Source organism: Corallococcus exiguus, assembly GCF_009909105.1.
GTDB classification, from domain to species: domain Bacteria; phylum Myxococcota; class Myxococcia; order Myxococcales; family Myxococcaceae; genus Corallococcus; species Corallococcus exiguus.
This window is the reverse complement of the sequence record NZ_JAAAPK010000004.1, coordinates 190540-215116: the sequence shown is the minus strand read 5'-3', so window position 1 is coordinate 215116 and position 24577 is coordinate 190540. Positions and strand designations below refer to the sequence as shown.

At 69.7% G+C, this 24577-nt stretch carries 17 protein-coding genes, 5 tRNA genes and 1 other RNA gene; 19 read left to right on the top strand and 4 right to left on the bottom strand.

Translation table 11 applies throughout. From position 1 onward, the window contains the following. The first annotated feature begins 27 nt into the window (after positions 1-27). The 8 genes from serS (at position 28) to ffs (ending at position 2565) form a co-directional block, all read left to right on the top strand. A complete protein-coding gene (serS, locus tag GTZ93_RS17030) occupies positions 28-1308 on the top strand; it encodes a serine--tRNA ligase (protein ID WP_139922077.1) in 1281 nt (426 codons plus the stop codon). A 125-nt stretch (positions 1309-1433) separates the two neighbouring features. Further along, positions 1434-1520 (top strand) — tRNA-Ser (locus GTZ93_RS17025). 42 nt (positions 1521-1562) lie between these two features. After that, a tRNA-Ser gene (locus GTZ93_RS17020) sits at positions 1563-1652 on the top strand. Positions 1653-1681: 29 nt separating this feature from the next. Further along, positions 1682-1758 (top strand) — tRNA-Arg (locus GTZ93_RS17015). Positions 1759-1782: 24 nt separating this feature from the next. Next, positions 1783-2250, top strand: coding sequence for a tRNA adenosine(34) deaminase TadA (gene tadA / locus GTZ93_RS17010; RefSeq protein WP_120599886.1), 468 nt, complete (start codon positions 1783-1785; stop codon positions 2248-2250). A 7-nt stretch (positions 2251-2257) separates the two neighbouring features. Then, positions 2258-2344, top strand: a tRNA-Ser gene (locus tag GTZ93_RS17005). A 13-nt stretch (positions 2345-2357) separates the two neighbouring features. Further along, positions 2358-2444: transfer RNA gene (locus GTZ93_RS17000), tRNA-Ser, on the top strand. Positions 2445-2472: 28 nt separating this feature from the next. After that, positions 2473-2565: signal recognition particle sRNA small type (ffs, locus tag GTZ93_RS16995), an RNA gene on the top strand. Between the two features lie 85 nt (positions 2566-2650). On the opposite strand, the gene GTZ93_RS16990 is transcribed toward ffs, so the two are convergent. After that, positions 2651-4120, bottom strand: a complete 1470-nt coding sequence (locus GTZ93_RS16990; RefSeq protein WP_139922075.1) for a glycosyltransferase family 39 protein — start codon at positions 4118-4120, stop codon at positions 2651-2653. Positions 4121-4229: 109 nt separating this feature from the next. Between GTZ93_RS16990 and GTZ93_RS16985 the strand changes: the two genes are divergently transcribed. The 5 genes from GTZ93_RS16985 to recR all read left to right on the top strand — a co-directional run bounded on the left by GTZ93_RS16985 (position 4230) and on the right by recR (position 9639). Continuing rightward, complete coding sequence (locus GTZ93_RS16985; RefSeq protein ID WP_139922073.1) at positions 4230-5768, top strand: phytoene desaturase family protein; 1539 nt, start codon at positions 4230-4232, stop codon at positions 5766-5768. A 77-nt stretch (positions 5769-5845) separates the two neighbouring features. Continuing rightward, positions 5846-7057 carry a DNA polymerase III subunit gamma/tau gene (dnaX, locus tag GTZ93_RS16980; RefSeq protein ID WP_121755548.1) on the top strand — a complete coding sequence of 404 codons (1212 nt, stop codon included), beginning with the start codon at positions 5846-5848 and terminating at the stop codon, positions 7055-7057. An 85-nt stretch (positions 7058-7142) separates the two neighbouring features. After that, positions 7143-8624, top strand: coding sequence for a DNA polymerase III subunit gamma/tau (locus GTZ93_RS42795; RefSeq protein ID WP_261778537.1), 1482 nt, complete (start codon positions 7143-7145; stop codon positions 8622-8624). A 97-nt stretch (positions 8625-8721) separates the two neighbouring features. After that, complete coding sequence (locus tag GTZ93_RS16970; RefSeq protein ID WP_014394799.1) at positions 8722-9039, top strand: YbaB/EbfC family nucleoid-associated protein; 318 nt, start codon at positions 8722-8724, stop codon at positions 9037-9039. Positions 9040-9045: 6 nt separating this feature from the next. Then, positions 9046-9639, top strand: a complete 594-nt coding sequence (recR, locus tag GTZ93_RS16965) for a recombination mediator RecR (RefSeq protein ID WP_120564938.1) — start codon at positions 9046-9048, stop codon at positions 9637-9639. Between the two features lie 54 nt (positions 9640-9693). Here the strand turns inward: recR and GTZ93_RS16960 are convergent, their stop codons facing one another. Genes GTZ93_RS16960 through GTZ93_RS16950 form a run of 3 tightly spaced genes read right to left on the bottom strand, consistent with a single transcriptional unit; the run spans position 9694 to position 15139 of the window. Continuing rightward, positions 9694-11553: a protein kinase domain-containing protein gene (locus tag GTZ93_RS16960; RefSeq protein WP_139922691.1), complete on the bottom strand. Its 1860-nt coding sequence runs from the start codon at positions 11551-11553 to the stop codon at positions 9694-9696. 3 nt (positions 11554-11556) lie between these two features. Then, the gene (locus GTZ93_RS16955) at positions 11557-13524 is read right to left on the bottom strand and encodes a FecR domain-containing protein (protein WP_139922688.1); all 1968 of its coding nucleotides are present in this window, start codon (positions 13522-13524) and stop codon (positions 11557-11559) included. 49 nt (positions 13525-13573) lie between these two features. Further along, positions 13574-15139, bottom strand: coding sequence for an MSCRAMM family protein (locus tag GTZ93_RS16950; RefSeq protein WP_139922685.1), 1566 nt, complete (start codon positions 15137-15139; stop codon positions 13574-13576). Positions 15140-15361: 222 nt separating this feature from the next. Here GTZ93_RS16950 and mglB point away from each other — a divergent pair, with 222 nt between their 5' ends. The 6 genes from mglB (at position 15362) to GTZ93_RS16920 (ending at position 24566) form a co-directional block, all read left to right on the top strand. Further along, positions 15362-15841, top strand: coding sequence for a gliding-motility regulator GTPase-activating protein MglB (mglB, locus tag GTZ93_RS16945; RefSeq protein ID WP_002637270.1), 480 nt, complete (start codon positions 15362-15364; stop codon positions 15839-15841). An 11-nt stretch (positions 15842-15852) separates the two neighbouring features. After that, complete coding sequence (mglA, locus tag GTZ93_RS16940; RefSeq protein WP_014394794.1) at positions 15853-16440, top strand: gliding-motility regulator Ras-like GTPase MglA; 588 nt, start codon at positions 15853-15855, stop codon at positions 16438-16440. 108 nt (positions 16441-16548) lie between these two features. After that, on the top strand, positions 16549-17343 hold the full coding sequence (locus GTZ93_RS16935; RefSeq protein ID WP_161662874.1) for a dihydrolipoamide acetyltransferase: 795 nt from the start codon (positions 16549-16551) through the stop codon (positions 17341-17343). Between the two features lie 13 nt (positions 17344-17356). After that, positions 17357-19762, top strand: a complete 2406-nt coding sequence (locus GTZ93_RS16930; protein ID WP_139922980.1) for a tetratricopeptide repeat protein — start codon at positions 17357-17359, stop codon at positions 19760-19762. A gap of 5 nt (positions 19763-19767) precedes the next feature. After that, positions 19768-23196 carry a tetratricopeptide repeat protein gene (locus GTZ93_RS16925; RefSeq protein WP_180946183.1) on the top strand — a complete coding sequence of 1143 codons (3429 nt, stop codon included), beginning with the start codon at positions 19768-19770 and terminating at the stop codon, positions 23194-23196. After that, a complete protein-coding gene (locus tag GTZ93_RS16920) occupies positions 23193-24566 on the top strand; it encodes a tetratricopeptide repeat protein (protein ID WP_161662873.1) in 1374 nt (457 codons plus the stop codon). The genes GTZ93_RS16925 and GTZ93_RS16920 overlap by 4 nt, the downstream gene beginning before the upstream one ends. Positions 24567-24577 lie beyond the last annotated feature (11 nt).

Genomic DNA, 24577 nt, shown 5'->3' with positions numbered 1-24577 from the left:
CCCGGGATGACTACAAGGCGAGCCCCTATGCTGGACCTCCGGAACGTTGCGCAGAACTTCGATGCGGTCGTCGCCCGACTGAAGACTCGGGGCGGCAGCCTGGACCTCGGCCCCTTCCAGTCGCTCTTCCTCGAGCGCCGCGACCTCTATGTCTCCATGGAGGCGCTGGCCGCGCGCCGCAACGCCGCCAACGAGGAGATGAAGCGCAAGGCCAAGGAGGACCCGTCCGCCATGGAGAAGCTGCGCGGCGACCTGCGCGGCGTCTCCCAGGAGATCAAGGAGAAGGAGTCCCGCCTCAAGGAAGTGGAGGAGGAGCTCAACCGCATCCTGCTGGTCATCCCCAATGTGCCCCACGAGTCCGTCCCAGTGGGCACGAGCGCGGACGAGAACGTCCAGGTGAAGACCTGGGGTGAGAAGCCGAACCTGCTCTTCACGCCGAAGCAGCACTTCGAACTGGGCGAGTCGCTGGGCATGCTCGACTTCGAGCGCGCCGCGAAGGTGTCCGGCAGCCGCTTCACCTTCTACAAGGGCGCCCTGGCGCGGCTGGAGCGCGCGCTCGTCACGTTCATGATCGACGTGCACACGTCCAAGGGCTACACGGAGCTGCTCCCGCCCTACCTCGTGCTGCGCGAGACGATGATGGGCACGGGCCAGCTGCCCAAGTTCGAGGACGACGCCTTCAAGACGTCCGGCGACCCCGAGCGATTCCTCATCCCCACCGCGGAAGTCCCCGTGACGAACTACCACGCGGACGAAATCCTGGAGGGCGACCAGCTCCCCATCCGTTACTGCGCCTTCAGCCCGTGCTTCCGCGCGGAGGCCGGCGCCGCCGGACGCGACACGCGCGGCCTCATCCGCCAGCACCAGTTCCACAAGGTGGAGCTGGTGAAGTTCTCCCAGCCGGACAAGAGCCTGGAAGAGCTGGAGGCCATGACGGATGACGCGTGCGACATCCTCCGCCGCCTGGGGCTGCACCACCGCGTGATGCTGCTGTGCACCGGGGACATGGGCTTCGGCGCGCGCAAGACGTACGACATCGAGGTCTGGCTGCCCGGCCAGGGCGCGTACCGGGAGATTTCGTCCTGCTCGGACTGCGGCGACTTCCAGGCCCGCCGCGCGAAGATCCGCTTCCGCCCCCAGAAGGGGGACAAGCCCCAGATGCTGCACACCCTCAACGGCAGCGGGCTGGCCGTGGGGCGCACGAGCATCGCCATCCTGGAGAACTTCCAGCGGGAGGACGGAAGCGTCGCCATCCCGGAGGCGTTGGTGCCGTACATGGGCGGGCTGAAGGAATTGCGCCCCCTCTAGTCAGGGCGATGGAGCCCCGGACGTAAAAAGGGGCCAACATCTCGCTTGCCACAGGGAAGAAATGATGTAGAAGGGCGGCCCCACGGGCGCGGTTGGCCCGCCGGGAACCGAGCGGCACCTGCTGTGGAGGCGTGGCCGAGCGGTTGAAGGCAGCGGTCTTGAAAACCGCAGAAGGTGAAAGCCTTCCGTAGGTTCGAATCCTACCGCCTCCGATTTTGAGCTTGAGTTTCGTGGTTCTTTGACAGAGAAGAGTTGGAGAGATGGCCGAGAGGCTGAAGGCACAGGTTTGCTAAACCTGCATACTCGCAAGGGTATCGAGGGTTCGAATCCCTCTCTCTCCGCCACTTGATGTAAAGCAGCAGCCGGAAGAAATGCTCCCTTAGCTCAGCTGGATAGAGCGTCGGACTACGAATCCGAAGGCCGGAGGTTCGAATCCTCCAGGGAGCGCCACTTCTTCTCAGGCGCGCACGTAACATGAGTGACGACATCGCTTTCATGCAGCAGGCTTTAGAGCTCGCGCGGGAAGCGGCTTCACTTGGGGAAGTACCGGTAGGTGCGGTGGCGGTGCTCGACGGAAACGTCGTGGGCATTGGATACAACCGCCGCGAATGCGACCGGAATCCCTTCGCCCACGCCGAAATGATTGCCCTCGCCGCCGCTGCGAAAGCTCGCGATGCGTGGCGACTTTCCGGGGTGACCCTCTACGTGACGCTGGAACCGTGTGCCATGTGCGCCGGTGCTCTGGTTCAGTCTCGTGTCACCCGACTCGTCTTTGGTACAATGGATCCGAAAGCGGGTGCGGTCGGCTCGCTGTACAACCTGGTGGAAGAGCCCCGGCACAACCACCGGCTTCAAGTGACAAGTGGTATCCTGGCGGAAGACAGTCGCCAGCTTCTCAAGACGTTCTTCGAGCGCTTGCGCGCGAAGCGACGTGAAAACTGAATACTCTGGAGAGCTGGCCGAGTGGTCGAAGGCACCTGACTCGAAATCAGGCGTACCGGTAACGGTACCGTAGGTTCGAATCCTACGCTCTCCGCTCCATCGTGATTGGAGAGGTGGCCGAGCGGTTGAAGGCACACGCCTGGAACGCGTGCATATCTGAAAGGGTATCGTGGGTTCGAATCCCACCCTCTCCGTTGTTATTTTCGAAGTCGCAGCACTGATTTTGTGGTCGGGACAACGTGGGGGCGCGAACCCCGCCAGGTCCGGAAGGAAGCAACGGTAGCGTACTTCCGCGTGTGTCCCGGCCGTTCTGTCTCACCTGAAGCGCCGACATCCCTCCGGGGATGCCGGCGCTTCGGCTTTGCGGGCTTGCTCTCCCCTGCCCGGCTGCCGCCTCGTTTCAGTCGCGGACGAGGATGGTTTCGCGCCCCACCTCACGGACGACGCGGAAGCCGGCGGCCTGGAGCTCCGGCAGGGCCCGGCCCTCGAAGGTGACGGCGCGGTTGAAGGCCCGGTCGCGGATGGAGGCCTGGAAGGCCGCGTCCCGGGGCCAGTCGCAGGTGCGCCAGGGGATGTTCTTGCCGATGTAGAAGAAGCCCCCGGAGCCCCACAGCCCTTCGTTGACGATGAGCAGCCCTGTCGCGTCCCCCCTCGTGGCCCGGGCGATGGCGCGGAACTGGTCCGCTCGCAGGTCGTTGGACGGGAAGCCGCGGCCATGCACGAAGCCCAGGGCCAGCGCGAGCACCGCCGCCCCATTCCTCAGGCCCTGCCGGGAGAGCGTGGAGAAGTACGCGGCCAGCTGGGACGCGGCCGCGAGCAGCGCCACCGCCAGCCCCGGGTAGAGGAAGCGCTCCTCCTTGTGGGGCGTGGCCAGGAGGACGGCGGTGTAGACGGCCGCGCAGGTGAGCGGCAGGGACAGCGCGCGAAAGCGCACCAGGGGGGCCAGCGACAAGGGTACGGCGGCCCAGGCCCAAAGGGGCACGGCCTGGAGCAGCGGCCCCCAGTAGAAGTCCGGCGGTGAGGCGCCGAACGCGGCGGCGGCCTTCCCGGAGAGGAGGTTGTAGTCCACGTAGGCCCGGAACGAGTGGAAGGGCGTGCCCCAGGTGCCCCAGTCGAGCAGGCCCAGGCCCACCGCCACCGCCGCGCCCCCCACGCAGGTGAAGGCGAGCAGGCGCCACCTCCGGGCGACGGCCAGCCACAGGAGCGCGGCGACCACGAAGAGGGCGGACGGGTAGCGCGTCACCACGGCGAGCCCCAGGGCCATGCCACCCAGGAGTCCCGCCCGGCGCACGCGTGCGTCCGCGCCGGTGTCCGGCCGGTCCAGGGCCTCCATGGCCACGAGGAGGAAGGACGCGGAGAAGGACTCGGACAGGGTGCGTCCGGCGAAGAGGAGCACTGGCGCGCTCAGCCCCACGAGCAGCACCGCGAGCGCTCCACCCCACGGGCCCGCCCTGCGCTCCGCGAAGCGGTAGACGGCCCACAGGCTCCAGGCGTGCAGGGCGAATTGGGGCAGCGCCACCACGCCCCGGTAGACGCGCGGATCGGTGACGCCGAACCCGTGCGCCACCTTGAGGAAGGCGGCCAGCACGCCGGGGACAGCCCAGTTGCGCAGGCCCTCGCGCCACTCCCAGGCCAGCACGCCGTAGCCGTGCACGCGCCAGTACGCGGGCTCCAGCGCCTGGAAGACCTCGTCCGGGTGGATGCGCCCCAGTTCGCTCACCGCGAGGGCGCACGGCACCAGCGCCACCGCGAGGAGCCCCAACACGCGCAAGCCCGCGGGCAGACCCGTCTGGACGACGGGCGTCGGGGGTTCAACCGGAGCTTGAGGGAGGACGGGGGCCGGGGGCGCATCGGAGTTGGGGGCGTTCACGTGGCTGGCGCGACTCTTTCCGGCCCTGGCGTCCTGCGCAAGACGCACGGTGTTTGTCGAGGAGGCCGCGGCTCGGCTAGGAACGGCCTTTTCCCCAAGGAGGAAGACCATGCCAGACGTCATCGTGGTGGGTGCGGGCCACAACGGACTTGTCGCGGCGGCGATGCTCGCGCGCCGGGGCCTGTCGGTCACCGTGCTGGAAGAGAAGGACCAGGTGGGCGGTGCGTGCAAGACGGAATACCCGTTCCGCACGGCGCCGAAGCTGGGCGTCTCCACCGGCGCGTACCTCCTGGGGCTGATGCCGCCGGAGCTGCTGCAGGAGCTCCAGTTGGAGCTGCCCCTCAAGCGCCGCGACCCGCACTACTTCCTGCCCACCATGGACAAGCGCTACCTGCTCTTCGGCTCGGATGAGCGGGAGCTGGAGCGGCAGTTCCGCGAGTTCTTCTCCGAGGCGGACTGGAACGCCCACGTCGCCATGAACACGGAGCTGGCGGCGTTGCGCGAGGACCTGGCGCCCGCGTGGCTCCTGCCGCCCGTGTCGCTGGAGGAGACGGCGGAGCGCTACGTGCGCCCGGCCCTGCGCCAGCACTTCATCCATCTGTGCCGAGGCACGGCACGCGAGTACCTGGAGCGCTTCGGCTACAAGTCCGACTTCGTGAAGGCGATGTACGCCGTCACCGACGCGTTCTCCGGCCTGGACGGTGGCTACGACACGCCGGGCACGGGCATGAACCTGCTGGTGCACAACCTCTGCCGGCTGCCGGGCAGCGGAGGCACGTGGATGATTGTCGAAGGCGGCATGGGCACCGTCACTCAGCGCATCGCGGCGCTGGCGCGCAAGCACGGCGCCCAGCTGCGCACGAACGCGAAGGTGGCGTCAGTGCGCGTGGACAGCGGCGTGGTGAAGGGCGTGGTGCTGGAGAACGGCGAGGAACTGTCCGCGAAGGTCGTGGTCTCCAACGCGGACCCGTTCCGCACGATGAAGATGATGGACTCGGAGGCGCTGAACAAGGAGTACCGGAGCATGGTGGACGGGATGTCCTCGCCGGGCACCACGCTCAAGGTGAACCTATGCCTCAAGTCCCTGCCCACCTTCACCTGCCTGCCGGAGGACCGGGGCCAGTTCGGGCCCACCATCCACCTGCTGCCGCAGGAGGACGACGTGCTGGGGGCGCTCGCGCACGGCTACAAGGAGGCGAAGGCCGGACGGCTGGCGGAGTTCCCCTCCATCGAGTGGTACGTGCACACCACGGTGGACCCGACCCTGAAGGACGAGGAAGGGCACCACAACTCCGCCCTCTTCGTGGAGTGGGTGCCGGAGAAGCTGGAGGGCACCACCTGGGAGAAGGAGGAGGCGCGCTACGTGAAGCACCTCTTGTCCATCTGCGACCGCTTCGCGCCCGGCACCAGCGACCTGGTGCAGGAGTACTTCGCGCTCACGCCGCCGAAGATTGAGTCCCACTTCGGCATCACCCGCGGCCACATCCACCATGTGGACAACAAGCGCGGGTTCACCGACCGGCTGCCCTATGAGACGCCGGTGCAAGGGCTCTACTTCTGCAGCGCGGGCTGCCACCCGGCGGGAAGTGTCATCGGCGCGGCGGGCCACAACGCGGCCAACGTGGTGCTACAGGCGCTCGGACGCTGAGACGGGGTGCGTCTCACGGCGGGCGGAATGGACGTTCCATGGATCCTTTTGCCCGCCGTGTTTAGATGGTTGTCCCCATGAGCTACCTCGTCCTCGCCCGCAAATGGCGCCCGCAGAAGTTCGATGACATGACCGGCCAGGAGCACGTGGTCCGGACCATCGGGAACGCCATCAAGATGGACCGGGTCGCGCACGCGTACCTGTTCTGCGGTCCTCGAGGGGTGGGCAAGACGACGGCCGCCCGCCTGCTCGCCAAGGCGCTCAACTGTGAGCAGGGCCCCACGGCGACCCCGTGCGGCACCTGCCGGGCGTGCACCGAAATCACCGCCGGCACCAGCGTGGACGTGGCGGAGATCGACGGTGCGTCCAACAACGGCGTCGAGAACGTGCGCGAGATTCGCGAGAACGCGAAGTACCTGCCGCAGCGCGACCGCCACAAGATCTACATCATCGACGAAGTCCACATGCTCTCCGGCGCGGCGTTCAACGCGCTCCTGAAGACGCTGGAGGAGCCGCCCGGTCACGTGAAGTTCATCTTCGCGACGACGGAGGCGCACAAGCTCCCGGACACCATCCTGTCGCGCTGCCAGCGCCACAACTTCCGGCGCATCTCCGCGGCGCGGATGCTCCAGCGGCTGAAGGAGATCTGCCAGGCGGAAGGCGCGGGCATCTCCGAGCAGTCGCTGTCCCTGGTGGTGCGCCAGTCCGAAGGCGGCATGCGCGACGCGCTGAGCCTGTTGGATCAGATTCTCGCGTCGTGCGGTCCCAACCCCACGGACGAGGCCGTCGCGGAGGCGATGGGCGCCATCGACCGCACGGTGGTGCAGGACTTCGCGGAGGCGCTGGTCCGCAAGGACGCGAAGCGCGTGCTGGGCCGAGTGGACGAGGTGTTCAACCGGGGCCTGGACCTGAAGCGGCTGGCGGAGGAGCTGGCGCTTCAGCTGCGGCATCTCTTCGTGACGAAGTCGCTGGGTGAGGCGCCCGCGGAGCTGGCGGAGTCCGAGCAGAAGGCGCTGTTGGCGCTGGCGAAGGAAGCGGACACGGCGCAGCTGTCGCGGCTGTTCGACATCGTGCACGGCTGCATCTGGGACGTGTCGCGAGCGGCGCAGCCCCGGCTGGCGCTGGAGATGGCGCTGCTCAAGGCCATCCAGCTGTCCCCGGCCGGTTCGATTCCCGACCTGCTGGCCCGCGTGGAGCGGCTGTCCGCGGGACTTGGCGCGGAAGGCGCCGCGAAGAGCACGACCGGGGCGCCAGGAGGTCGCCCCGGTCCCGCGAACTTTCGCGTCTGAGGTCCAGGCCGAAGTCCGCGCGCCCGCGCCCGTAGCGGCAGCGCGTCCTGCCGAAGGTCCAGGTGCCTCCGCGCAGACGGGCGCCATGCCGCGTCCGTTCGATGCGCAGAGTCCGTCCGTGCATGCGGAAGCTCCGTCGCGTCCGGTGCCTCCGTCCGCATCCGTGTCGACGGGCGTCCCGCCGCGCATGGCGGACACACAGGGCCCGTCCGCCTACGAGGGGGCAACGCCGCGTCCGTTCGAAACGCAGGGTCCGTCCGTGCACGCGGAGCCCTCGTCGCGTCCGGTGCCTCCGTCCGCATCCGTGTCGACAGAGGCTCCGCCGCGCATGGCGGACACGCAGGGCCCGTCCGCGTACGCGGGGGCAACACCGCGTCCGTTCGATGCGCAGGGCCCGTCCACTCATGCGGGGGCCACCGTCCGGCCCTTCGACGACACACGCGCTCCGGCGCACCCTGCATCACTCAGTGAGCCAGCCCCGGCCGGTGCGTCCGCAGTGGCAACACGGACGCCACCCGCCGCGCTGATGGAGGGCCTGTCCCCCGCGGCGGCCCGTCCCCTCTCCTTCCTTCGCAATGGCGGTGGAGCGAGCGGTCCCGCGCCCACGCCCGCCGCCGTGCCTCCCGCGCCGGTGGTGATGGACGACCTGTCTCCGTCCGCCGCGCGCCCGCTGTCCTTCCTGCGCAATGGCGGCGGCGCGGCTCCCGCGATGGAGGCCCCTCCGGCCCCGGGCGTCGTCATGGACGGCCTGTCCCCGTCCGCGGCTCGCCCCCTCTCCTTCCTCCGCAATGGCGGCGCCCAGCCCCCGGCTCCCGCCCCTGAGCCCACGCCCGCGGCTCGCGCGCCCGAACCCGCCACGCCCACCGTGCGCATCACCAACATGCGCAAGCCGGAGCCCGTGGCTCCGCTCGAACCTCCGCCCCTCGGCGACGAGGACGTGGACGAGCGCATGTTCCCGGAAGAGGGCTCCGCCGAAGGCTGTGCCTCCGGCGAGTGCATCCCCGTCGCGGAGCCCGCCGCCCCGGAACCGGAGCCGCCGGAACCCGAGCCGCCGCCCGCGATGGCGCCCGTCGCCACCAGCCGCGACAACCCCAACCGCTCCCTGCCCGAGCGCTGGCGCGCCGCCGTGGAGACCGTGAAGTCCACGTCCGTGCGCCACGGCACGGCGCTCGCCAACGGCCGCCTCCAGTCCATGAAGGCGGGCGAAATCATCCTGGGCTTCCCGCCCTCCGCCGCCTTCCACAAGGCCGCCGTGGTGTCGCCCGGGGGCAAGGCCACCGTGGACGCGGCGCTGGCCTCTCACTTCGGCCGGGCCGTGAAGCTCACCGTCACGGACGTGCCCCAGACCCACGACGCCCTCCCGGGCGGCATGGGGCAGAGCCTCTCCGAACAGGACACCCAGACCCGCAACACCCACGAGAAGAGCACCGAGGGCAAGGTGCGCTCCCACGCGTCCGTGCGGGCCATCCTCAAGATGCTGGGCGGCGAAATCGAGCACATCCAGGTCTACGAGCCCGAGCGGCCACCGGCCAACCTCCCGGACGTGCCCGCCGCTCCTGATGACTGACAACGCCGCGCGGCCCCGCTAGGGTGCGCGGCAACGTCCCTGCTCCGAGCGGCGCCATGACGGCCCGCGCTCCCACGACCGGGGACCGAGGAAGCACATGCCCGGCATCGACCTGAACTACTTCATCCGGCAGGCGAACAAGCTCACCGAGAAGATCGAGGAGCGGAAGAAGCAGCTGGCGGAAGAGACCGTCGAGGCGAAGTCCGGCGAGGGCCTCGTGACGGTCGTCGCCAACTGCGTGCAGGAGATCCGCAGCATCAAGATCGACAAGAGCGCCATCGACCCCAACGACCCGGGGATGCTCGAGGACCTCGTCACCGCCGCCGTGAACGCTGCCCTGGCGAACAGCCGTCAGCACATGAACGCCGAGCTGGCGAAGATCTCCGGCGGCGTGAAGATCCCCGGCATTAATTAAAGACGGATGACGCCCGATCCGCTGAATCGCCTGGTCGCCCAGCTCGCGAAGCTGCCGGGCATTGGTGAGAAGACCGCCCAGCGCCTCGCGTTCCACATCCTGCGGGCGCCGGGCGAGTTCGCCGTCGACCTCTCACAGGCCATCCGCGAGGTGAAGGAGAAGGTGCACCTGTGCGTGCGCTGTTTCTCCCTCACCGACTCGGAGCTGTGCGGCTTCTGTCGTGACAACCGCCGCGACGAGCGCGCCCTGTGCGTGGTGGAGACGTACTCCGACTTGATGGCGCTGGAGCGCACCCGCGAGTTCAAGGGCCGCTACCACGTGCTGCACGGCGTGCTGTCCCCGCTGGAAGGCGTGGGCCCGGAGCAGCTGCGCATCAAGGAGCTGCTGCTGCGCCTCAACGACAGCCGGGTGGAGGAGATCATCCTCGCCACCAACCCGGACATCGAGGGTGAAGCCACCGCGCTCTACCTCACGCGGCTGCTCAAGCCGATGGGCTTGCGGGTGACGCGCATCGCGCAGGGCCTGCCCATGGGCGGCGACCTGGAGTTCGCTGACCAGGCCACGCTCGCCAAGGCGCTGTCCGCCCGCCGAGACCTGTGACGGTGCTGGTCCGTCCCGCGCGCTGAACGCGGGACGGAGAAGACGCCGCACCGGCTACTGCGTCACCTTCCACGAGAACGGCATCAGCACGGTGACTTCCTGGTCGCGGTGCACCGGGAAGCGCAGGCTCTGGGCCTGCGTCTCCAGGCAGCGGCCCACGTCCGTGGACGCCAGCGGCCCGCGCGTGCCCGCGCGCACCTTGCCCGAGGACACGATGGTGAGCTCCACCTGCACCTCGCCCGAGGCAGCCGGCAGGTCGGACTTGTAGCGCTCGAAGCAACCGGTGATTTTCGAGCGGCCGCCGGACACCACGCGCTGGATGTCGTCGATGCCCAGCGACACGGGCTCCTTCGCCACCGGCTTCTTCACGACCTTGCGGTGGGACGGGTCCTCCGCCCCGTCATCCACGTGGGGCGAATCCGTCACGGACGTCGCCACCGCGTCACCGCCCGGCGTGCCGTCCTGCACGGTGCCCTGAGCATCTCCGGGCGTGGTCCCTTCAGGCACCTGGGCCGGTGCACCCTGCCCCTGAGTGCCCGCGGGATTCCCATTCGCCACGGGCGCGACGGCCTGCTGTACCGGAGGCGGAGGCGTGACGTTCACCGCGGTGCCACCCGGCCGCGCGACGACGAACGCCACGCCCGCGGCCACCAGCCCCAGGCCGCCCACCAGTCCCAGGACCCAACGCCGGGACGCGGGCTTCACCGGAGGCGCGCTCGGCACGACCTCCGGCTCGGGAGCCTGCGCCTGCACGGGGGCCGTCTTGTTCTGCGCGGTCAGTGCCCTCACGCCCGTGCTGCTCGGGCGGGACACCTGATGCCCGTACGTGTTCGTCCCAGCACCGGCGACGGGCGGCGAGATGGCCGCGAACTCAGGGTCCGTCGGACGCGCGGCGGTGAGCGTGGCCATCGTGGGGATGCGCGTCTTCTCCGTGACGCGCTCCTCGCCGAAGTGGTTGCGCAGGAACGTGCCCAGCGTGGGGGCGCTCGCGGCTCCGCCCTGGAACTCCGCCGCGAAGCTCTCCAGCGCATCCGCGAACTCGTCCGACGTCGCGTACCGGTCCTCCGGCTTGAACGCCATGGCCTTGAGGATGATGGCCTCCAGGCCCTCCGGCAGGTCCGCCCTCAGCGCGCGCGGCTTCTCGAACTCGCCCTGCAACAGCGCGTTGAGCACCGCCAGGTCGTTCTCACGGGAGAAGGGCCGCACGTGCGTGACGGCCTCGTAGAGGCTGACTCCCAGGGAGAAGACATCCGCGCGGTGGTCGACCTCCTTCCCCTGCGCCTGCTCCGGCGCCATGTAGATGTACTTGCCCTTCACCACGCCCGTGCGCGTCTGGACCAGGCGCGACTCGGCCTTGGCGATGCCGAAGTCCAGCACCTTCACCTGGCCCTGGTACGTCACGTACAGGTTGGACGGTGACACGTCCCGGTGCACCACGTGCAGCGGCTGGCCCTGCTCGTTGGTGAAGGTGTGCGCGAAATGAAGGCCCCGCGCCGCGTCGATGAGCACCCGCATCACCACCGGCAGCGGGACGTACTGGCGGCGCCGGCCCGCGAGCCGCAGCGTCGTGGAGAAGTCCTCGCCCGCGAGGTACTCCATGCAGATGTAGTAGCAGCCGTCCGTGAAGCCCAGCTCGTGGATCTGCACGATGTGCGGATGCGACAGCTTCGCCGCGAGCCGCGCCTCGTCGCGGAACATCTCCACGAAGTCGGGGATGGCCGACAGGGCCGGCAGCATCCGCTTGAGCACCACGTTGCGCTCGAAGCCGTCCGCGCCCAGCAGCTTGGCGAGGAAGATCTCCGCCATGCCACCCTCTGCCAGCTTGCGCACGAGCACGTACTGCCCATACGGCTGGAGGAGCGTGGCGGTGGACGCGCCGGCGGGATCCGGAATGGGAACGGGGGTCTGTGCCATCCCTCAAGGTCCTCGCGGTTTCAGGGTGCGCACCGTGAGTACGTCCGGGGCACCGGGACGCGTCATCTTAAACACCAGCAGGGGGGGCAGTCCCATGGGGGCCACCCAAGTATCGAAGCGGTGCTTGGCGTCCAGGGGCACGGCCCGTCCGTTGATGGACAGGCGGGCATCCACGGGCGCCACACCTGAAGCCCGCACCTTCTCCGCCGCCGGCACACCCTGGCGCGGGCTGTCCACCACCAGTCCCACCACCGAGTTGTCATAGACGAGCTCCAGCTTGTTCATCCGCCCGCCCTTGAGGGCCGCGCCCGCCTGCGACAGCGGCGTGACGGACCACAGGTAGCTGCCCTCGCCCAGCTGTCCCGCCTCCAGCGCCGCGCGCGTCTCCGACACCGTGCGCTGCACCACCGGCGTCGCCAGCGAGCCCGCCTTGTACACCGCCACGCGATAGCTACGGGCCTGCGGTTCCTCGCCGTAGGTGAACGTCACGGCCGGGGGCTTGTCCTGGTAGAAGATGGTCGTCTTCTCCGGCCCCTCCGGCACCACGTTGCGCGCGCGCGCCAGCGAGCTGGTGGGGGACTCCGGAGCGAAGTGGACGCTGCCCGCCGCTACCTGCGTGCCGTCCTCCTTGCGCGCCCGCCAGTACAGCGTGCCCCTCGCCAGCGCGGAGACGTTGACGGAAGCGCGGTGCACACGGCCCCAGAGCACCGGGCGCTTGAAGGCCGCGTCCTGCGCCGCTTCGACCACCGCGTCGCCCTCGCCCGTCCAGGTGAGCGCCACCTCCGAAAGGCCCCGGTGGAAGACCTCCGTGCCTTCGCCCGGGCCCACCGCGACCGCCGCCTCCTCCAGCGGCTCCACCTTCGCGCTGCCGTCCTTGCTCACGGTGGCGCGCTCACCCGCGCGCAGCTCCTGCCGCGCCTCGCCCCGCCGCAGCGTCACGTCGCCCGTGTGCGCCGCCACCTGCATGCCGTCGCCGGTGCGGCGGATCTCCAGCCTCGCGCCACCGCCGGACTCCACCGTCATCTCCGGCAGCACCACGCGGCTCTCACGCCCCATGGACAGCTGCACGGCCAACAGGCCCTGGAGCAGGTTGACGCGCGCCTCGTCGACAGTGCCCTGCTGTCCCGCGCTCTCCAGCACCGCCTCCGCGCCTGGAGCGAGCGTCAGCACCGTGCCGCTGTCCTTGAGTGACAGCACCGCCTCGCCGCCCTTCGTCCGCACGCCGTCGCCGAAGGCCAGCACCTCGCCTTCGCGGCGCACCTTGCGCCAGCGGCCCGTGTCCTTCGCCTTCACCTCCGCGACACCCGAGATCGCGCGCACCGTCACCGGGATGGGCGCCAGCTCCACGACTCGCGGGGCCGCGGGCGTCACCTGCGCGCGCTCGCGGGTCAGGTCCACCGCGTCGCCCTGCGCCGCGCGCAGCGTCTTGCCGTCCTTGGAGACCAGCTCGATGGCGCCCAGCTTCACCTCCACCCGCGCGGAGTCCTCCGCCACCGCGACCTTCACCTCCGACGGATCCGGCCCCACGCGCGTGAGGCCGAAGGGGGTGAGGATGTTCAACGTCACCTTGGAGCCCGCGCTGTCCGCCTTCCTGCCCGCGGGCACGCGCGACAACACGATGCCGCGCTCCACCTTCATCACGATGCCGGACGAATCCGAGCCCAGCGCGAACCGGCCCTCGCTGCCCACCTCCACCGTCCGGTCGCCCGGGAAGCGCACCGTCGCGGATCCGCTCTCACCGGTCTCCACCGCGTCGCCCGCGAGCAGCGGTCCCTCCACCGCGGGGCCCACCTTGCCGCCGCGCTCCAGGCGCACGTCGCCGGACAGCCCTTCCAGGCGGCCAATGGGAACGACGGCTCCCGCGTCCACATCCACCCCTGGCGGAGGTTTCGGCGCCTCCTCGCGTTCACACCCCGAGCAGCCGGAGAGGAGGACGAGCAGCGACAGCGCCAGGATGCGGACAGGACTCACTGAAACCTCGACGACGACGGACGGGCGCGTCGCGGCACTGCCGCGCGACTCACCGGCCCCTCGGGAACAAATCAACGTTGAGAATGGCCTGCTCGCCTTCGCGCACGGTGACCATCTTCGTCTGGGTCACGTGCCCGGCCGCGGACAGGGTGATGCGGTACGTGCCGCCGCGGACGCGTGCGGTGAAGGTGCCGCTCTTGTCCGTGCGCGTGCGCACCTTCGCCTGGGCAATGGTCACCGTCGCCACCAGCGGCTGGCCGTTGCGCGCGCTGCGCACCTGGCCCACCAGCGTGGCCAGCTCGCCCTTGCGGTCCTGCGACAGCACCACCACCAGCTCCGACGTCTGCCCCGCCACCACCACCGCGGCTTCTTCCGTGGCGCGGAAGCCCGGCGCGGACATCGACACGGCCACGGGCCCGGGCTCCAGTCCCTCCAGCAGCAGCTCGCCCGCCTTGTTCGTGCGCAGCTGCGCCTTGCCCGAAACCACCTGCACGTCCGCGACCGGCGCGCTGTCCTTGCCCTGGACCACCTTCAGCTTGAGGGAGCCCGTCTTCGGCGCCTTCTTGCGCAGGCGGAGCTGGACCGGCGCGCCCTCGGTGGCACCACCGCTGACGGTGGCGACCTCCGTGGCGTCCTCATAGCCGTCCACGCTGGCCTGGGTGGACTGCGCGCCTTCGGGGAGCAGCACCCGCAGCTGCCCCTGCGCGTCCGCGACCAGCTCCTCGCTCGTGCCCGGCGTCTTCAAGGAGGGCACGCGCACGTGCGCGCCCGGAAGCGGTGCGCCCGTCTCCGCGTCCACCACGCTCAGCGCGACGAAGGCCTGACGCGGGCCCACGGGCCGCGACGTCCCGCCCTCCCCGGCCAGTGACACCTCGAAGCCCAGGCCGATGCGGCGCATCCGCTGCTCGGAGCGCAGGCCGCTGGCCTCCAGCTCCATCGTGTCGTGCGCCTGCTGCACGTCCAGGAGCACGCGCCCCGTCCAGCCGTCCCGGCGCACCACCGGATACGAGAGCGCCGCGCCCACCACATAGCCGGACGACGACGCCTTCAGCCCGTCCGCCGCGTGCGCGGAAATCGTCAGAGGCACTTCGCCCCGCGCCTCCAACTGGAGCTCCGCCGGCAGCGCCACCAGCACCCGACCTGAAATCAGCGCCGCGTGCCGCACGCCCCGCTGCAGCACCGGCGCATAGGTGAACCCGCCGAACAGCGGCAGCTGCGCGAAGCCGTAGCCCGCGCCCAGCTCCAGCCGCATCGGCCCCAGGGAAAGTCGCCCGCGAGGCCCCAGCGAACCGCGCACCAGGCTGCCGCCCGTCACGCGCGACGACGCGTCCCGCAGTTCGAAGGCCTCGCGCTGGAGATCCACCTGGCCACCCAGGTACTCCCCCGCCCAGCCCATCAACGTCAGCGCCACGTCGTTCGGCGTCAGACCGCTGTAGGTGAGCCCGGGCCCTACATCCACCTGCTCACCCTGGCGGGACGACAGGCCGTAGCGGAAGCGCAACGAGGCGCGCTCGGACTCGGGGGCCTGCGCACGGGCGGCCCCGGTACAGGCGAGCACCAGGACGAGGACGACGAGGCGCGGAAGGATGTCGGTGAGGGGGCTCGGGCGGCGCAAGGCCCGGGAGAGTATAGAGAAGAGGGGCAGGTGTCCCAACCCGCGATGCCGTCATTCCTTCAAGATCGGCGCGGATCACGGCTGGCTTCTTGCTGGAGTGGAACTGCTTTGCTAAGCATGACGGCGGTCGGTAGCGCCTCGTCTAACCTCCGGGATTCACTCCAGAAACATCGGAGCGCCGCCGTGCGCGGGGCGAGCGAACGCTGAGGAGCGCATACGCCCATGGGCACGCAACTGGTGATGTACGAAGAGGAGTTCACCAAGATCAACGCCGTTTGCGACCGGCTTACCAAGGACGCGAACGCGAAGGTGGTCTTCCTCGTCGACAAGAACGGCCAGCTCATCTCCTCGGCCGGCCAGACGCAGAACATCGACACCACGTCGCTTGCGTCGCTGACGGCCGGCAACGTGGCCGCCATGGGCGGTCTGGCGAAGTTGATCGGGGAGAACGAGTTCCCCAACCAGTTCCATGAAGGGGCGAAGGACAGCCTCTACATGACCATCGTGGGCAGCCGCGTGGTGCTGGTCGTCATCTTCGACAACCGCACGAGCCTGGGTCTGGTGCGCTTGCGCATCAAGAAGGCCAGCGACGAGCTGACGAAGATCTTCGAAAGCCTCGTGAAGAAGACCGACAGCCCCGGAGCCGGTTCGCCGTTCGCCGAGATCTCCGACGACGATATCGACAACCTCTTCAGCGAGTAACCCGGGAAGCCATGTCCTTCATCAATTACTCATCCCGCGAAATCAACTGCAAGATTGTCTATTACGGGCCGGGCCTTTGCGGGAAGACGACCAACCTTCAGTACATCTACAACAAGACCGCGGCGGACACGAAGGGCAAGCTGATCTCGCTCTCCACGGAGACGGACCGCACGCTCTTCTTCGACTTCCTGCCGCTGTCGCTCGGTGAGATCCGCGGCTTCAAGACGCGCTTCCACCTCTACACGGTGCCCGGTCAGGTGTTCTACGATGCCAGCCGCAAGCTCATCCTCAAGGGTGTGGACGGCGTGGTGTTCGTCGCCGACAGCCAGATTGAGCGCATGGAAGCCAACATGGAGTCGTTGGAGAACCTGCGCATCAACCTGGCGGAGCAGGGCTACGACCTGAACAAGATTCCGTACGTCGTGCAGTACAACAAGCGCGACCTGCCCAACGCGGTGACCGTGGAGGAGATGCGCAAGGCGCTCAACCCGCGGAACATCCCGGAGTACCAGGCCGTGGCGCCCACGGGCGTGGGCGTGTTCGACACGCTCAAGGCCGTGGCCAAGCTGGTTCTCACCGAGCTGCGCAAGGGCGGTTGACACTCCGCCTGCTGTCCTGCCCGGCGGGCTGGCCCCCACCGGGCAGCCCCCGGCGAACGATGGTATGACCTCGTGCCGTCGGGCAGAGCCGCCTTCCGAGGTCGTACCGTGCGCGTCGCAACCGCCACCCTCCGTCTCCTCGCGCTCCTGAGCGCTGGCCTGTCTGGGCCGGTGCTCGCGCAAGGTGCGTCCCCCTCCCCTGCTTCCCCGCCTCCCGCCGCCGCTGCATCCCCGGCCGCGGGCACGCCACAGGCCTCCGCCTCGCAGGGACCCGCGGGCGACCAGACGGCGGATGAGGCCTTCACGTCGCGCGTGAAGACGCTGGAGGAGCAGGTCGTCGACCTGAAGGAGAAGATCTACCGCTCCAAGGCGCGCCTGCTGCTGCTCCAGGAGTCGGTGATGGGCGGCGAGCTGTCCACCGGCGCCCGCGCGGTGCTGGTGCACAAGAACGAGATGGGCAATGCGTTCCAGCTGGAGTCGGTGGTGTACGCGCTGGACGGCGCGCCCATCTTCACCCAGGTGGACACGCAGGGAGACCTGAACCGGCACCAGTCGCTGGAGGTCTTCAACGGCCGCATCGTGCCGGGCCAGCACCAGCTCGCGGTGCGACTCGTCTACCGGGGCAGCGGCTACGGCGTGTTCAGCTACCTGGAAGGCTACAAGTTCAAGGTGCAATCCAGTTACACCTTCAACGCGGAGTCCGGAAAGGTCACCACGGTGAACGTGGTGGGCGTGGAGAAGGGCGGCCTCACCACGGACCTCAAGGACCGGCCCGCGGTGCGCTACGACATTGAAGTGGCCAAGGACACGCGCGCGAACCGTCCCGCCGGCTCCGGCTCCGAGCCGGAAGGCGCTCCGGGGACGCCCGCCGCGCCGGCCACCACCTCCAGCGAGCTGAAGTAGGGAGCGTCAGGCCGTGACCGCGACGCTGCACGCCCTGGCCCTCGCGCTGTCCCTCGGGGCCGCGCCCGCTCCGGCGCCCCAGGCCTCCAAGCCGGGGGCCGCGCTGCCGCCCATGTCCGCGTCGTTGAGTTCGCGCGCGGCTTCGGTGGAAGCGGTGGAGGCGCAGCTGCGCACGGCGGAGCAGTCACTGCGCTTCGTGGAGACGCAGTTCACGGAGCGCCCCGAGCCCAGCAGCGCCGACTCGCAGCTCAAGCGCTTCTCCGAGGGCGAGGTGTACTCGCTGCTGGGAGACTGGGCCGCCGCGTCCGTCCTCTTCTACGACCTGGTGAGCGACCCGGCGTTCAAGGCGAACCCGCGCTACCCGGAGGCGGTCTTCTATCTGGCGGACGCGCTCTACCAGCAGAAGAACGACATCGGCGCGCGGGTGTACCTGCGCGACGTGCTGTCGCTGAACCTGACGCCGCAGCGCTACAAGGAGGCCGTAAGCCGCTACCTCGCGGTGGCGGGAAGGCTCCAGCAGTTCGACGGCATCGACGCGTACGTGGAGAAGGCGCGGCAGCTGTCGGGCGGCGTGCTGGCGCCGGACATCGCCTACGTGCATGCGCGCGGCACCTTCAAGCGCCTGGACCTGACGCCGGAGGAGCACCAGCAGCGCTCGCGCGCGCTGTTCGCCCCGCTGGCGCAAAGCCCCGGCGCCTTCCGCGTGCAGGCCGTCTACCACCTGGGCGTCCTGAGCGTGCAGAGCGGGGACTACCCGGCCGCCATCGCGCAGTTCCAGCGCATCGTGGGCACCGGACCGGACACCGTGGTGTCCACCGGCCTCGAGGAGGCGGAGGCCCAGCGCTTCCGCGAGCTCGCGTTCCTGTCGTTGGGCCGGCTGATGTACGAGACGGGCCGTTTCGACGAAGCGTTGGACCACTACGGCCAGATTCCGCGCGAGAGCGAGCGCTTCCCGGAGTCGCTGCTGGAGGTCGCGTGGACGTACGTGCGCAAGCAGGACTTCACGCAGGCGAAGAACGCCACGGACATCCTGCTGCTCGTCGCGCCGGACTCGCAGCTCGCTCCCGAGGCGCGCATCCTCCAGGGGCACCTGCTCCAGAAGCTGCGCCAGTACGACGAGGCGCTGGAGACATATGACGGCGTGGCGCGCATGTTCACGCCCGCGCGCGACAAGGTAGACGCGCTCCTGCGCGTGAATCAGGACCCGGTCGCGTATTTCGACAACCTGCTCGCGCGCAACGAGCGCTCGCTGGACGTGAGCACCCTGCTGCCTCCGCTGGCGCTGAAGTACGCGTCCACGCAGAAGGAGGTCGCGGACGCGGTGCGGATGGTGGGCGACCTGGACAGCGGCCGTCAGGGCGCGGGCGAGGCGAAGGCCATCGCGGAGCGCATCCTGGAAGCGCTGGACGCGCGCGGGCTGGAGGCGTTCCCGGAGCTGCAGGAAGGCTACGTCCGCACGGAGGCCGTGGACACCGCGCTCACCGCCGTGGAGCAGTCCCTGGTGCAGGCGGAGGCCGAGCTGGTGGAGGAGAAGCTGACGCCCGCCGAGCGCGAGAAGCTCCTCGTCGCCCAGGGCGCGCGCGAGGCCCAGCGGCTGCGTTTCGCGGCGCTGCCCACCACCAACAAGGAGCTGGAGGAGCGCCGCCACCGCATGCAGGCGAAGGTGGACTCGGTCGACCGCGAGGCCTTCCGAGTGGGCTACGAGTTGCAGAGCCTGCACGCCAACGCCGCCGCCATCCGCAAGTGGGTGGAGGACACGCGCGACGAGCGGCAGGCGGACCCCGCGGAGGAGCGCGAGTTCCTGGTGCAGCTCCAGGCGGAGATCGCCACCCTGAAGGACCTGCAGGCGGAGCTGGACCGCACCCGCGCCCGGCTCGCCAGTGAGCGCCAGTCCACGGATACGTCACTGGAGGGAGAGGCCGCCATCCGCGCCCGCTACTCCGCCGCGCTCCAGCAGGAGCACGGCGTCTTGCGCGCCGGTGAAGGCCGGCTGTCCGGTGAGGACACGCGCGTGCTGTTGCGCATGCACGCGGTGCGCTCGCGCATCGACTCGTTGCGCGGCCGCGTGGCGGTGGCGCGAGTGGCGCTGCGCTCGCGGTTGGAGCTTCGCGTGAAGTCCATCCGCGACAAGGTGCGCGTGGAGCAGGCGCTGCTCCAGGGCTACGAGCAGGAGGTGGCCGCCGCGTCTGGTGACGCTCGCAACCTGGTGGGCCGCATCGCCTACGAGAGCTTCCGCCGCGTGCGGCAGCAGTTCTACGACCTGGTGCTCAAGGCCGACACCGGCACGGTGGACGTGGCCTTCAGCCGCACGCAGGACAACGCCACGAACATCCAGAAGGTCGCCAAGGAGAAGTCGGACGCACTGCGCGCGCTCGACCTGGAGTTCAAGGACGTCCTGTCGTCGGAAGGGGGGGACTGAAGGCCATGCGCCGCCCTGCCCTCGCCCTCCTCCTGGCCCTCGCGCCGCTGGCCGCTCACGCCGCGAAGGCCAAGGCTCCCAGCCAGGCATTGAAGAAGGCCTCCAAGCCTTCCGAACCCTCAGGCCCCGCGAAGGCCAAGCCAGCGGCTCCGGCTCCGCCCGCGCCCAACACCTCCCGTTACCTGGACGGCCTGGGTCACACGCCCGAGCAGGAGAAGCTGCTGCGCGACGTGAGCCGCGCGCTGGAGGCTTACGAGGCGGAGTCTCGCGACTTCCACCGCGAGGTGAAGCAGCTCATCGAGCGGCGCTACCAGCAGAAGCGCTCGGCGCTCAACAACGCCTACGAGAAGACGCTCACCGCGCTGGAGTCACAGGAGCGCACGCAGCGGCTGGACGCCATCGGCCGCTTCGAGGACTTCCTGCGCCGCTACCCGGACGAGCCTCGTGCCACGCCGGACGTGATGTTCCGGCTGGCGGAGCTGTATTACGAGCGCTCCGCGGACGAGCACCAGCTGGCGCGCAAGGACTACGCGGAGCGCGTGCGCACGATGTCCGACGAGGCCATGGCGGACCTGCCGCCGGAGCCGGACGTGGACTTCACGCCGTCCATCGGCCTGTATCGCTCGCTGCTCGCGCGCTTCCCGGATTACAAGCTCAACGACGGCTCCCTGTACCTGCTGGCGTACTGCCTCAACGAACAGCACAAGGACGAGGAGAGCCTCGCCACCTACCAGCAGCTCACCACGCGCTATCCGACGAGCCGCTTCGCCACCGACGCGTGGACGCGCATCGGCGAGTACTGGTTCGAGGAGGAGACCGACCCGGAGGCGCTGCGCAAGGCCGCGGAGGCGTACACCGCCGCCACGCGCGACACGGGGCACCGGTTCTACGACAAGGCCCGCTACAAGCTGGCCTGGACGTACTACCGCATGGACTGGTTCGAGGAGTCCGTGGACAGCTTCCTGCTGCTCCTCGACCACTACCAGTCTCACCAGCAGTCCGGCAGCAAGGCGGACGAAGGCGACCTGCGCTCGGAGGCGCTCCAGTACATCGCGCTGTCGCTGGCGGACGAGACGTGGGGCGGCGTGGCCAAGGCTCGCGATCTCTTCGCGAAGCGCGGCGGCCGGCCCTACGAGCCGGAGGTGTACCGCCGGCTGGGCAACGTCTACTTCGACCAACTCCGCAACGAAGACGCCATCGCCGCGTATCAGCAGGTGCTGTCCACCGACCCGCTCACCGCAGATGCGCCGCGCCTGCAGCAGCGCATCGTCCAGGCCTACGAGCGCGACCGGCGCATGGACCTGTACGCGCGCGAGTCGGAGAAGCTGGCCAACAGCTACCTGCCCGGCGGCGCCTGGTACGAGAAGAACAAGGACGACCCGAACGCGCTGTCGCACGCGCAGACGCTCGCCGAGCAGAGCCTCTACTCCGCCGCCGCGTACCAGCACCAGCAGGCGCAGGCCTTCCAGAAGGAGGGCAAGACCGCGGAGGCGAAGAGCACCTACGCCTCCGCCGCGCGCGCGTACGGCACGTACCTGGAGCGCTTCCCGCGCAGCAAGACCGCGTACGCGATGCGCTTCTTCCACGCCGAGTCCCTCTTCAACTCGGACGCGTACGGCGCGGCGGCGAAGGAGTACGCGGCCGTGCGCGACTCCAACCAGGACAACACCTACCGCGACGTGTCCGCGCACAACGCGGTGCTCGCCTGGAAGGCGCAGCTGGACGAGGACGTGAAGGCGGGCCGCGTGCCGGAGCGCAAGCCGCTGCGCGCCAGCGAGCGCCCCAAGGACAGCACGCACGCGCCCATGGCCCTGGCGGAGACGGAGGCCGCGCTCGTGAAGGCGTCCGACGCGTACGTGGCGCTCCTGCCCAAGGAGGAGGCCGCGCCGGGCATCGCCTACCAGGCCGCGGAGCTCTTCTACACGCACGACGACTTCGCCCAGGCCCGCCCCCGCTTCGAGCGCGTGGTGCAGGCGTACCCGCGCAACCCGGTGGCCGGCTACGCCACCAACCTCATCATCGAGTCCTTCCTCGTCGACCAGGACTGGAAGAGCGTGGAGGAGGTCAGCGCGCGGCTCGCCAGCAACGCGCAGGTGGTGGACCCGTCCAGCGAGCAGTACCGCGAGCTGATGAAGTTCAAGCTCGCCGGCCGCTTCAACCTGGCGGACCAATTGGCCTCGCAGAAGCGCTACGACGAGGCGGCGAAGAAGTATCTCCAACTGGTGGAGGAGGCCCCCCGCCACGAGTTCGCGGACAAGGCGCTCAACAACGCGGCGGTGGCGTACGAGGAACTGCGCCGCTTCGACTCCGCGATGAAGCTCTACGAGCGCATCTACCGCGACTACCCGAAGTCGCCGTGGGCGCACACCGCGCTGTTCCGCGTGGCCCTGAACGCACAGAAGTCCTACGACTTCGACAAGGCCGTCACCAGCTACCAGAAGCTGGTGAAGGACTACCCGAAGGCCGAGGAGCGTGAGGCCGCGCTCTACAACGCGGCATCGCTGCTCGAAGGACAGCAGCGCTACGCGGAGGCCGCCGCTGCCTTCCAGCGGTGCGTGGAGCTGTATCCCCATGGGAAGAACGCGCCGGACAACCAGTACCGCGCGGCCCGCATCCTGGAGAAGCAGGGCGACACCCGGGGCGAAATCAATGCGCTGGAGGCCTTCGTCCGCAAGTTCGCCAGCAAGGCGGATCAGGTGGAGCTGGTGGTGGACGCCAAGCGCCGCCTGGGTGACGCCTGGAAGAAGCGTGGCAACGCGAAGGAGGCCGAGCGCGCGTACGCCGCCGCCGCGGATGACTTCGACCGCCGCAAGCTGAAGCCGGACACGCAGCCGCGCGCCGCGGAAGCCGCCGCCTACAGCCGCTTCCAGCTGGCCGAGCTGGAGTTCCAGCGCTTCGACGCGCTGAAGCTCAGCGGCTCCGGCAAGGCGCTGGAGAAGAGCTTCACGAAGAAGACCGAAGCCGTGAAGGCGGTGGACGCCGCGTACGCCAAGGTGCTGCCGTACAAGCAACTGGAGTGGTCGCTGGCGTCGTTCTACCGGCGCGGCTACGCCCTGGAGCGCTTCGCCGTCACGCTGCTGGACGCGCCGGTGCCTCCGGAGGTGAAGCGCCTGGGGGACGACGCGGTGCTGACGTACCAGGACATGCTCACGCAGCGCACCGTGGCGCTGGAGGACCGCGCGGTGGAGAGCTACGCCGCCACGCTCAAGGAGGCGCGCAACAACCGCGTCTCCAACGAGTGGACGCGCCGCACGCTGGAGTCCCTCAACCGCTTCCGCCCCAAGGAGTACCCCGTCCTCAAGGAGGCCCGGGGCGCGCTCGCGTCGGAGACCGTGTATCCGGATGGCCTGCTGGGCAGCCTCGCCGCGCCGCCCACGCCCGCTCGCGCCGACCCGGACAAGGCGACCCGGCTCACGGAAGGGGGCACGCCATGAACGCGGGCCGCAAGTTCGTGCTCACCGGGCTCGTGCTCTGGCTGTCCGCCTGCGCCTCCGGTCCGGAGACGCGCAAGGACTCGAAGCTCACCGGGCCGGAAGCCGGGCCCGTCACGGCCATCAGCACGTCTCCGAAGCCCGGCGAAGCGAAGTCTGGTGACGCGAAGGCTGGCGACGCGAAACCCCAGGCGAAGGAGCCGGCGCCGGTCGCGAAGTCGCTCGCCGGACCGGAGCGGGACTTCACCAGCGCGGTGGAGATCGCCCGGCGCGGCGAGCTGACCATCGCGGAGGCCGCGCTCAAGGCCCTGCTGGAGAAGTCCCCGAAGCTGGGCCCCGCGTGGACGAACCTGGGCATCGTGCAGGAGCGCCAGGGACGCTTCCCGGACGCGGAGCGCTCCTACCGTCAGGCGCTGGTGCTGGACGCCGACCAGGAGGCCGCGTGGGACTGCCTGGTGCGGCTGGCGGCGCGCACGGGCCGCGCGGCGTCGCTGGAGGCGGAGCTGCGCGAGGCGCTGACGAAGCAGGACTCGGTGGCGCGGCGCACGGCGCTGGCGCTGAACCTCCTGCTGCAGAAGAAGCACCCCGCCGCCGTCGCCGAGGCCCGCCGCGCGCTCCAGGTCAGCGAGCAGCACGTGCCCGCCATGCAGGTGCTTGCGCAGGTGTACGCCCGCGAGGGCAAGTACGAGCTGGCCTCCATGGTGCTGGGCAACGCGCTCGCCATCGACGCGCAGGACGCGGCCACCCTCAACGCCCTGGGCCTGGTGCACCTGGGCCTCAAGGAGCGCCCCCTGGCGCTGGAGCGCTTCCGCCAGGCCATCGCGCTCCGGCCGGACTTCGCCGAGGCGCGCAACAACCTGGGCACCCTGCTCAACCAGGGCGAGGACTACGCCGGCGCCCGCGTGGAGCTGGAAGCCGCCGTGAAGGCCGCGCCGGACTTCGCCGCCGCCCACCTCAACCTGGGCAACGCGTACCGCGGCGAAGGGGACTTCCCCCGCGCCCTGGCGGAGTACGAGCGAGTGCTCCAACTCCAGCCCGACACGAAGGACGTGTACTTCAACCTGGCCCTGCTCCACCTGGACCTGGAGCCCGCCGGAATGGACGCCCTGGAGCGCCTCCAGAAGGCCGCGTCCTTCCTGGAGCAGTACAAGTCCAAGGGCGGCACCGACGAGCGCACCGCGCAGTACCTCAAGGACGCGCAGAAGGGCATCGACCGGGAGACCCGCCGCCGCGAGCGCGAGCGCAAGGAGGGCCTGAAGAAGGCCGCCGAAGCCGCCAAGGCCCCCGAGGCAAACCCGACCCCTGCCTCGCCCCCCGGGCCCCCTGCCACGCGGCCGGGCGCCTCGGGTAAGGTGTCCAAGGACGTCCAGTAGCCCGACCTTCC

Excerpts from the sequence above, each read along its gene's own strand:
- GTZ93_RS16925 (WP_180946183.1), top strand. The coding sequence starts at position 19,768 with ATGCGCCGCCCTGCCCTCGCCCTCCTCCTGGCCCTCGCGCCGCTGGCC.
- tadA (WP_120599886.1), top strand. The coding sequence starts at position 1,783 with ATGAGTGACGACATCGCTTTCATGCAGCAGGCTTTAGAGCTCGCGCGG.
- GTZ93_RS16985 (WP_139922073.1), top strand. The coding sequence starts at position 4,230 with ATGCCAGACGTCATCGTGGTGGGTGCGGGCCACAACGGACTTGTCGCG.
- GTZ93_RS16920 (WP_161662873.1), top strand. The coding sequence starts at position 23,193 with ATGAACGCGGGCCGCAAGTTCGTGCTCACCGGGCTCGTGCTCTGGCTG.
- recR (WP_120564938.1), top strand. The coding sequence starts at position 9,046 with ATGACGCCCGATCCGCTGAATCGCCTGGTCGCCCAGCTCGCGAAGCTG.
- serS (WP_139922077.1), top strand. The coding sequence starts at position 28 with ATGCTGGACCTCCGGAACGTTGCGCAGAACTTCGATGCGGTCGTCGCC.
- GTZ93_RS42795 (WP_261778537.1), top strand. The coding sequence starts at position 7,143 with ATGCCGCGTCCGTTCGATGCGCAGAGTCCGTCCGTGCATGCGGAAGCT.
- mglB (WP_002637270.1), top strand. The coding sequence starts at position 15,362 with ATGGGCACGCAACTGGTGATGTACGAAGAGGAGTTCACCAAGATCAAC.
- dnaX (WP_121755548.1), top strand. The coding sequence starts at position 5,846 with ATGAGCTACCTCGTCCTCGCCCGCAAATGGCGCCCGCAGAAGTTCGAT.
- GTZ93_RS16970 (WP_014394799.1), top strand. The coding sequence starts at position 8,722 with ATGCCCGGCATCGACCTGAACTACTTCATCCGGCAGGCGAACAAGCTC.
- mglA (WP_014394794.1), top strand. The coding sequence starts at position 15,853 with ATGTCCTTCATCAATTACTCATCCCGCGAAATCAACTGCAAGATTGTC.
- GTZ93_RS16960 (WP_139922691.1), bottom strand. The coding sequence starts at position 11,553 with ATGGCACAGACCCCCGTTCCCATTCCGGATCCCGCCGGCGCGTCCACC.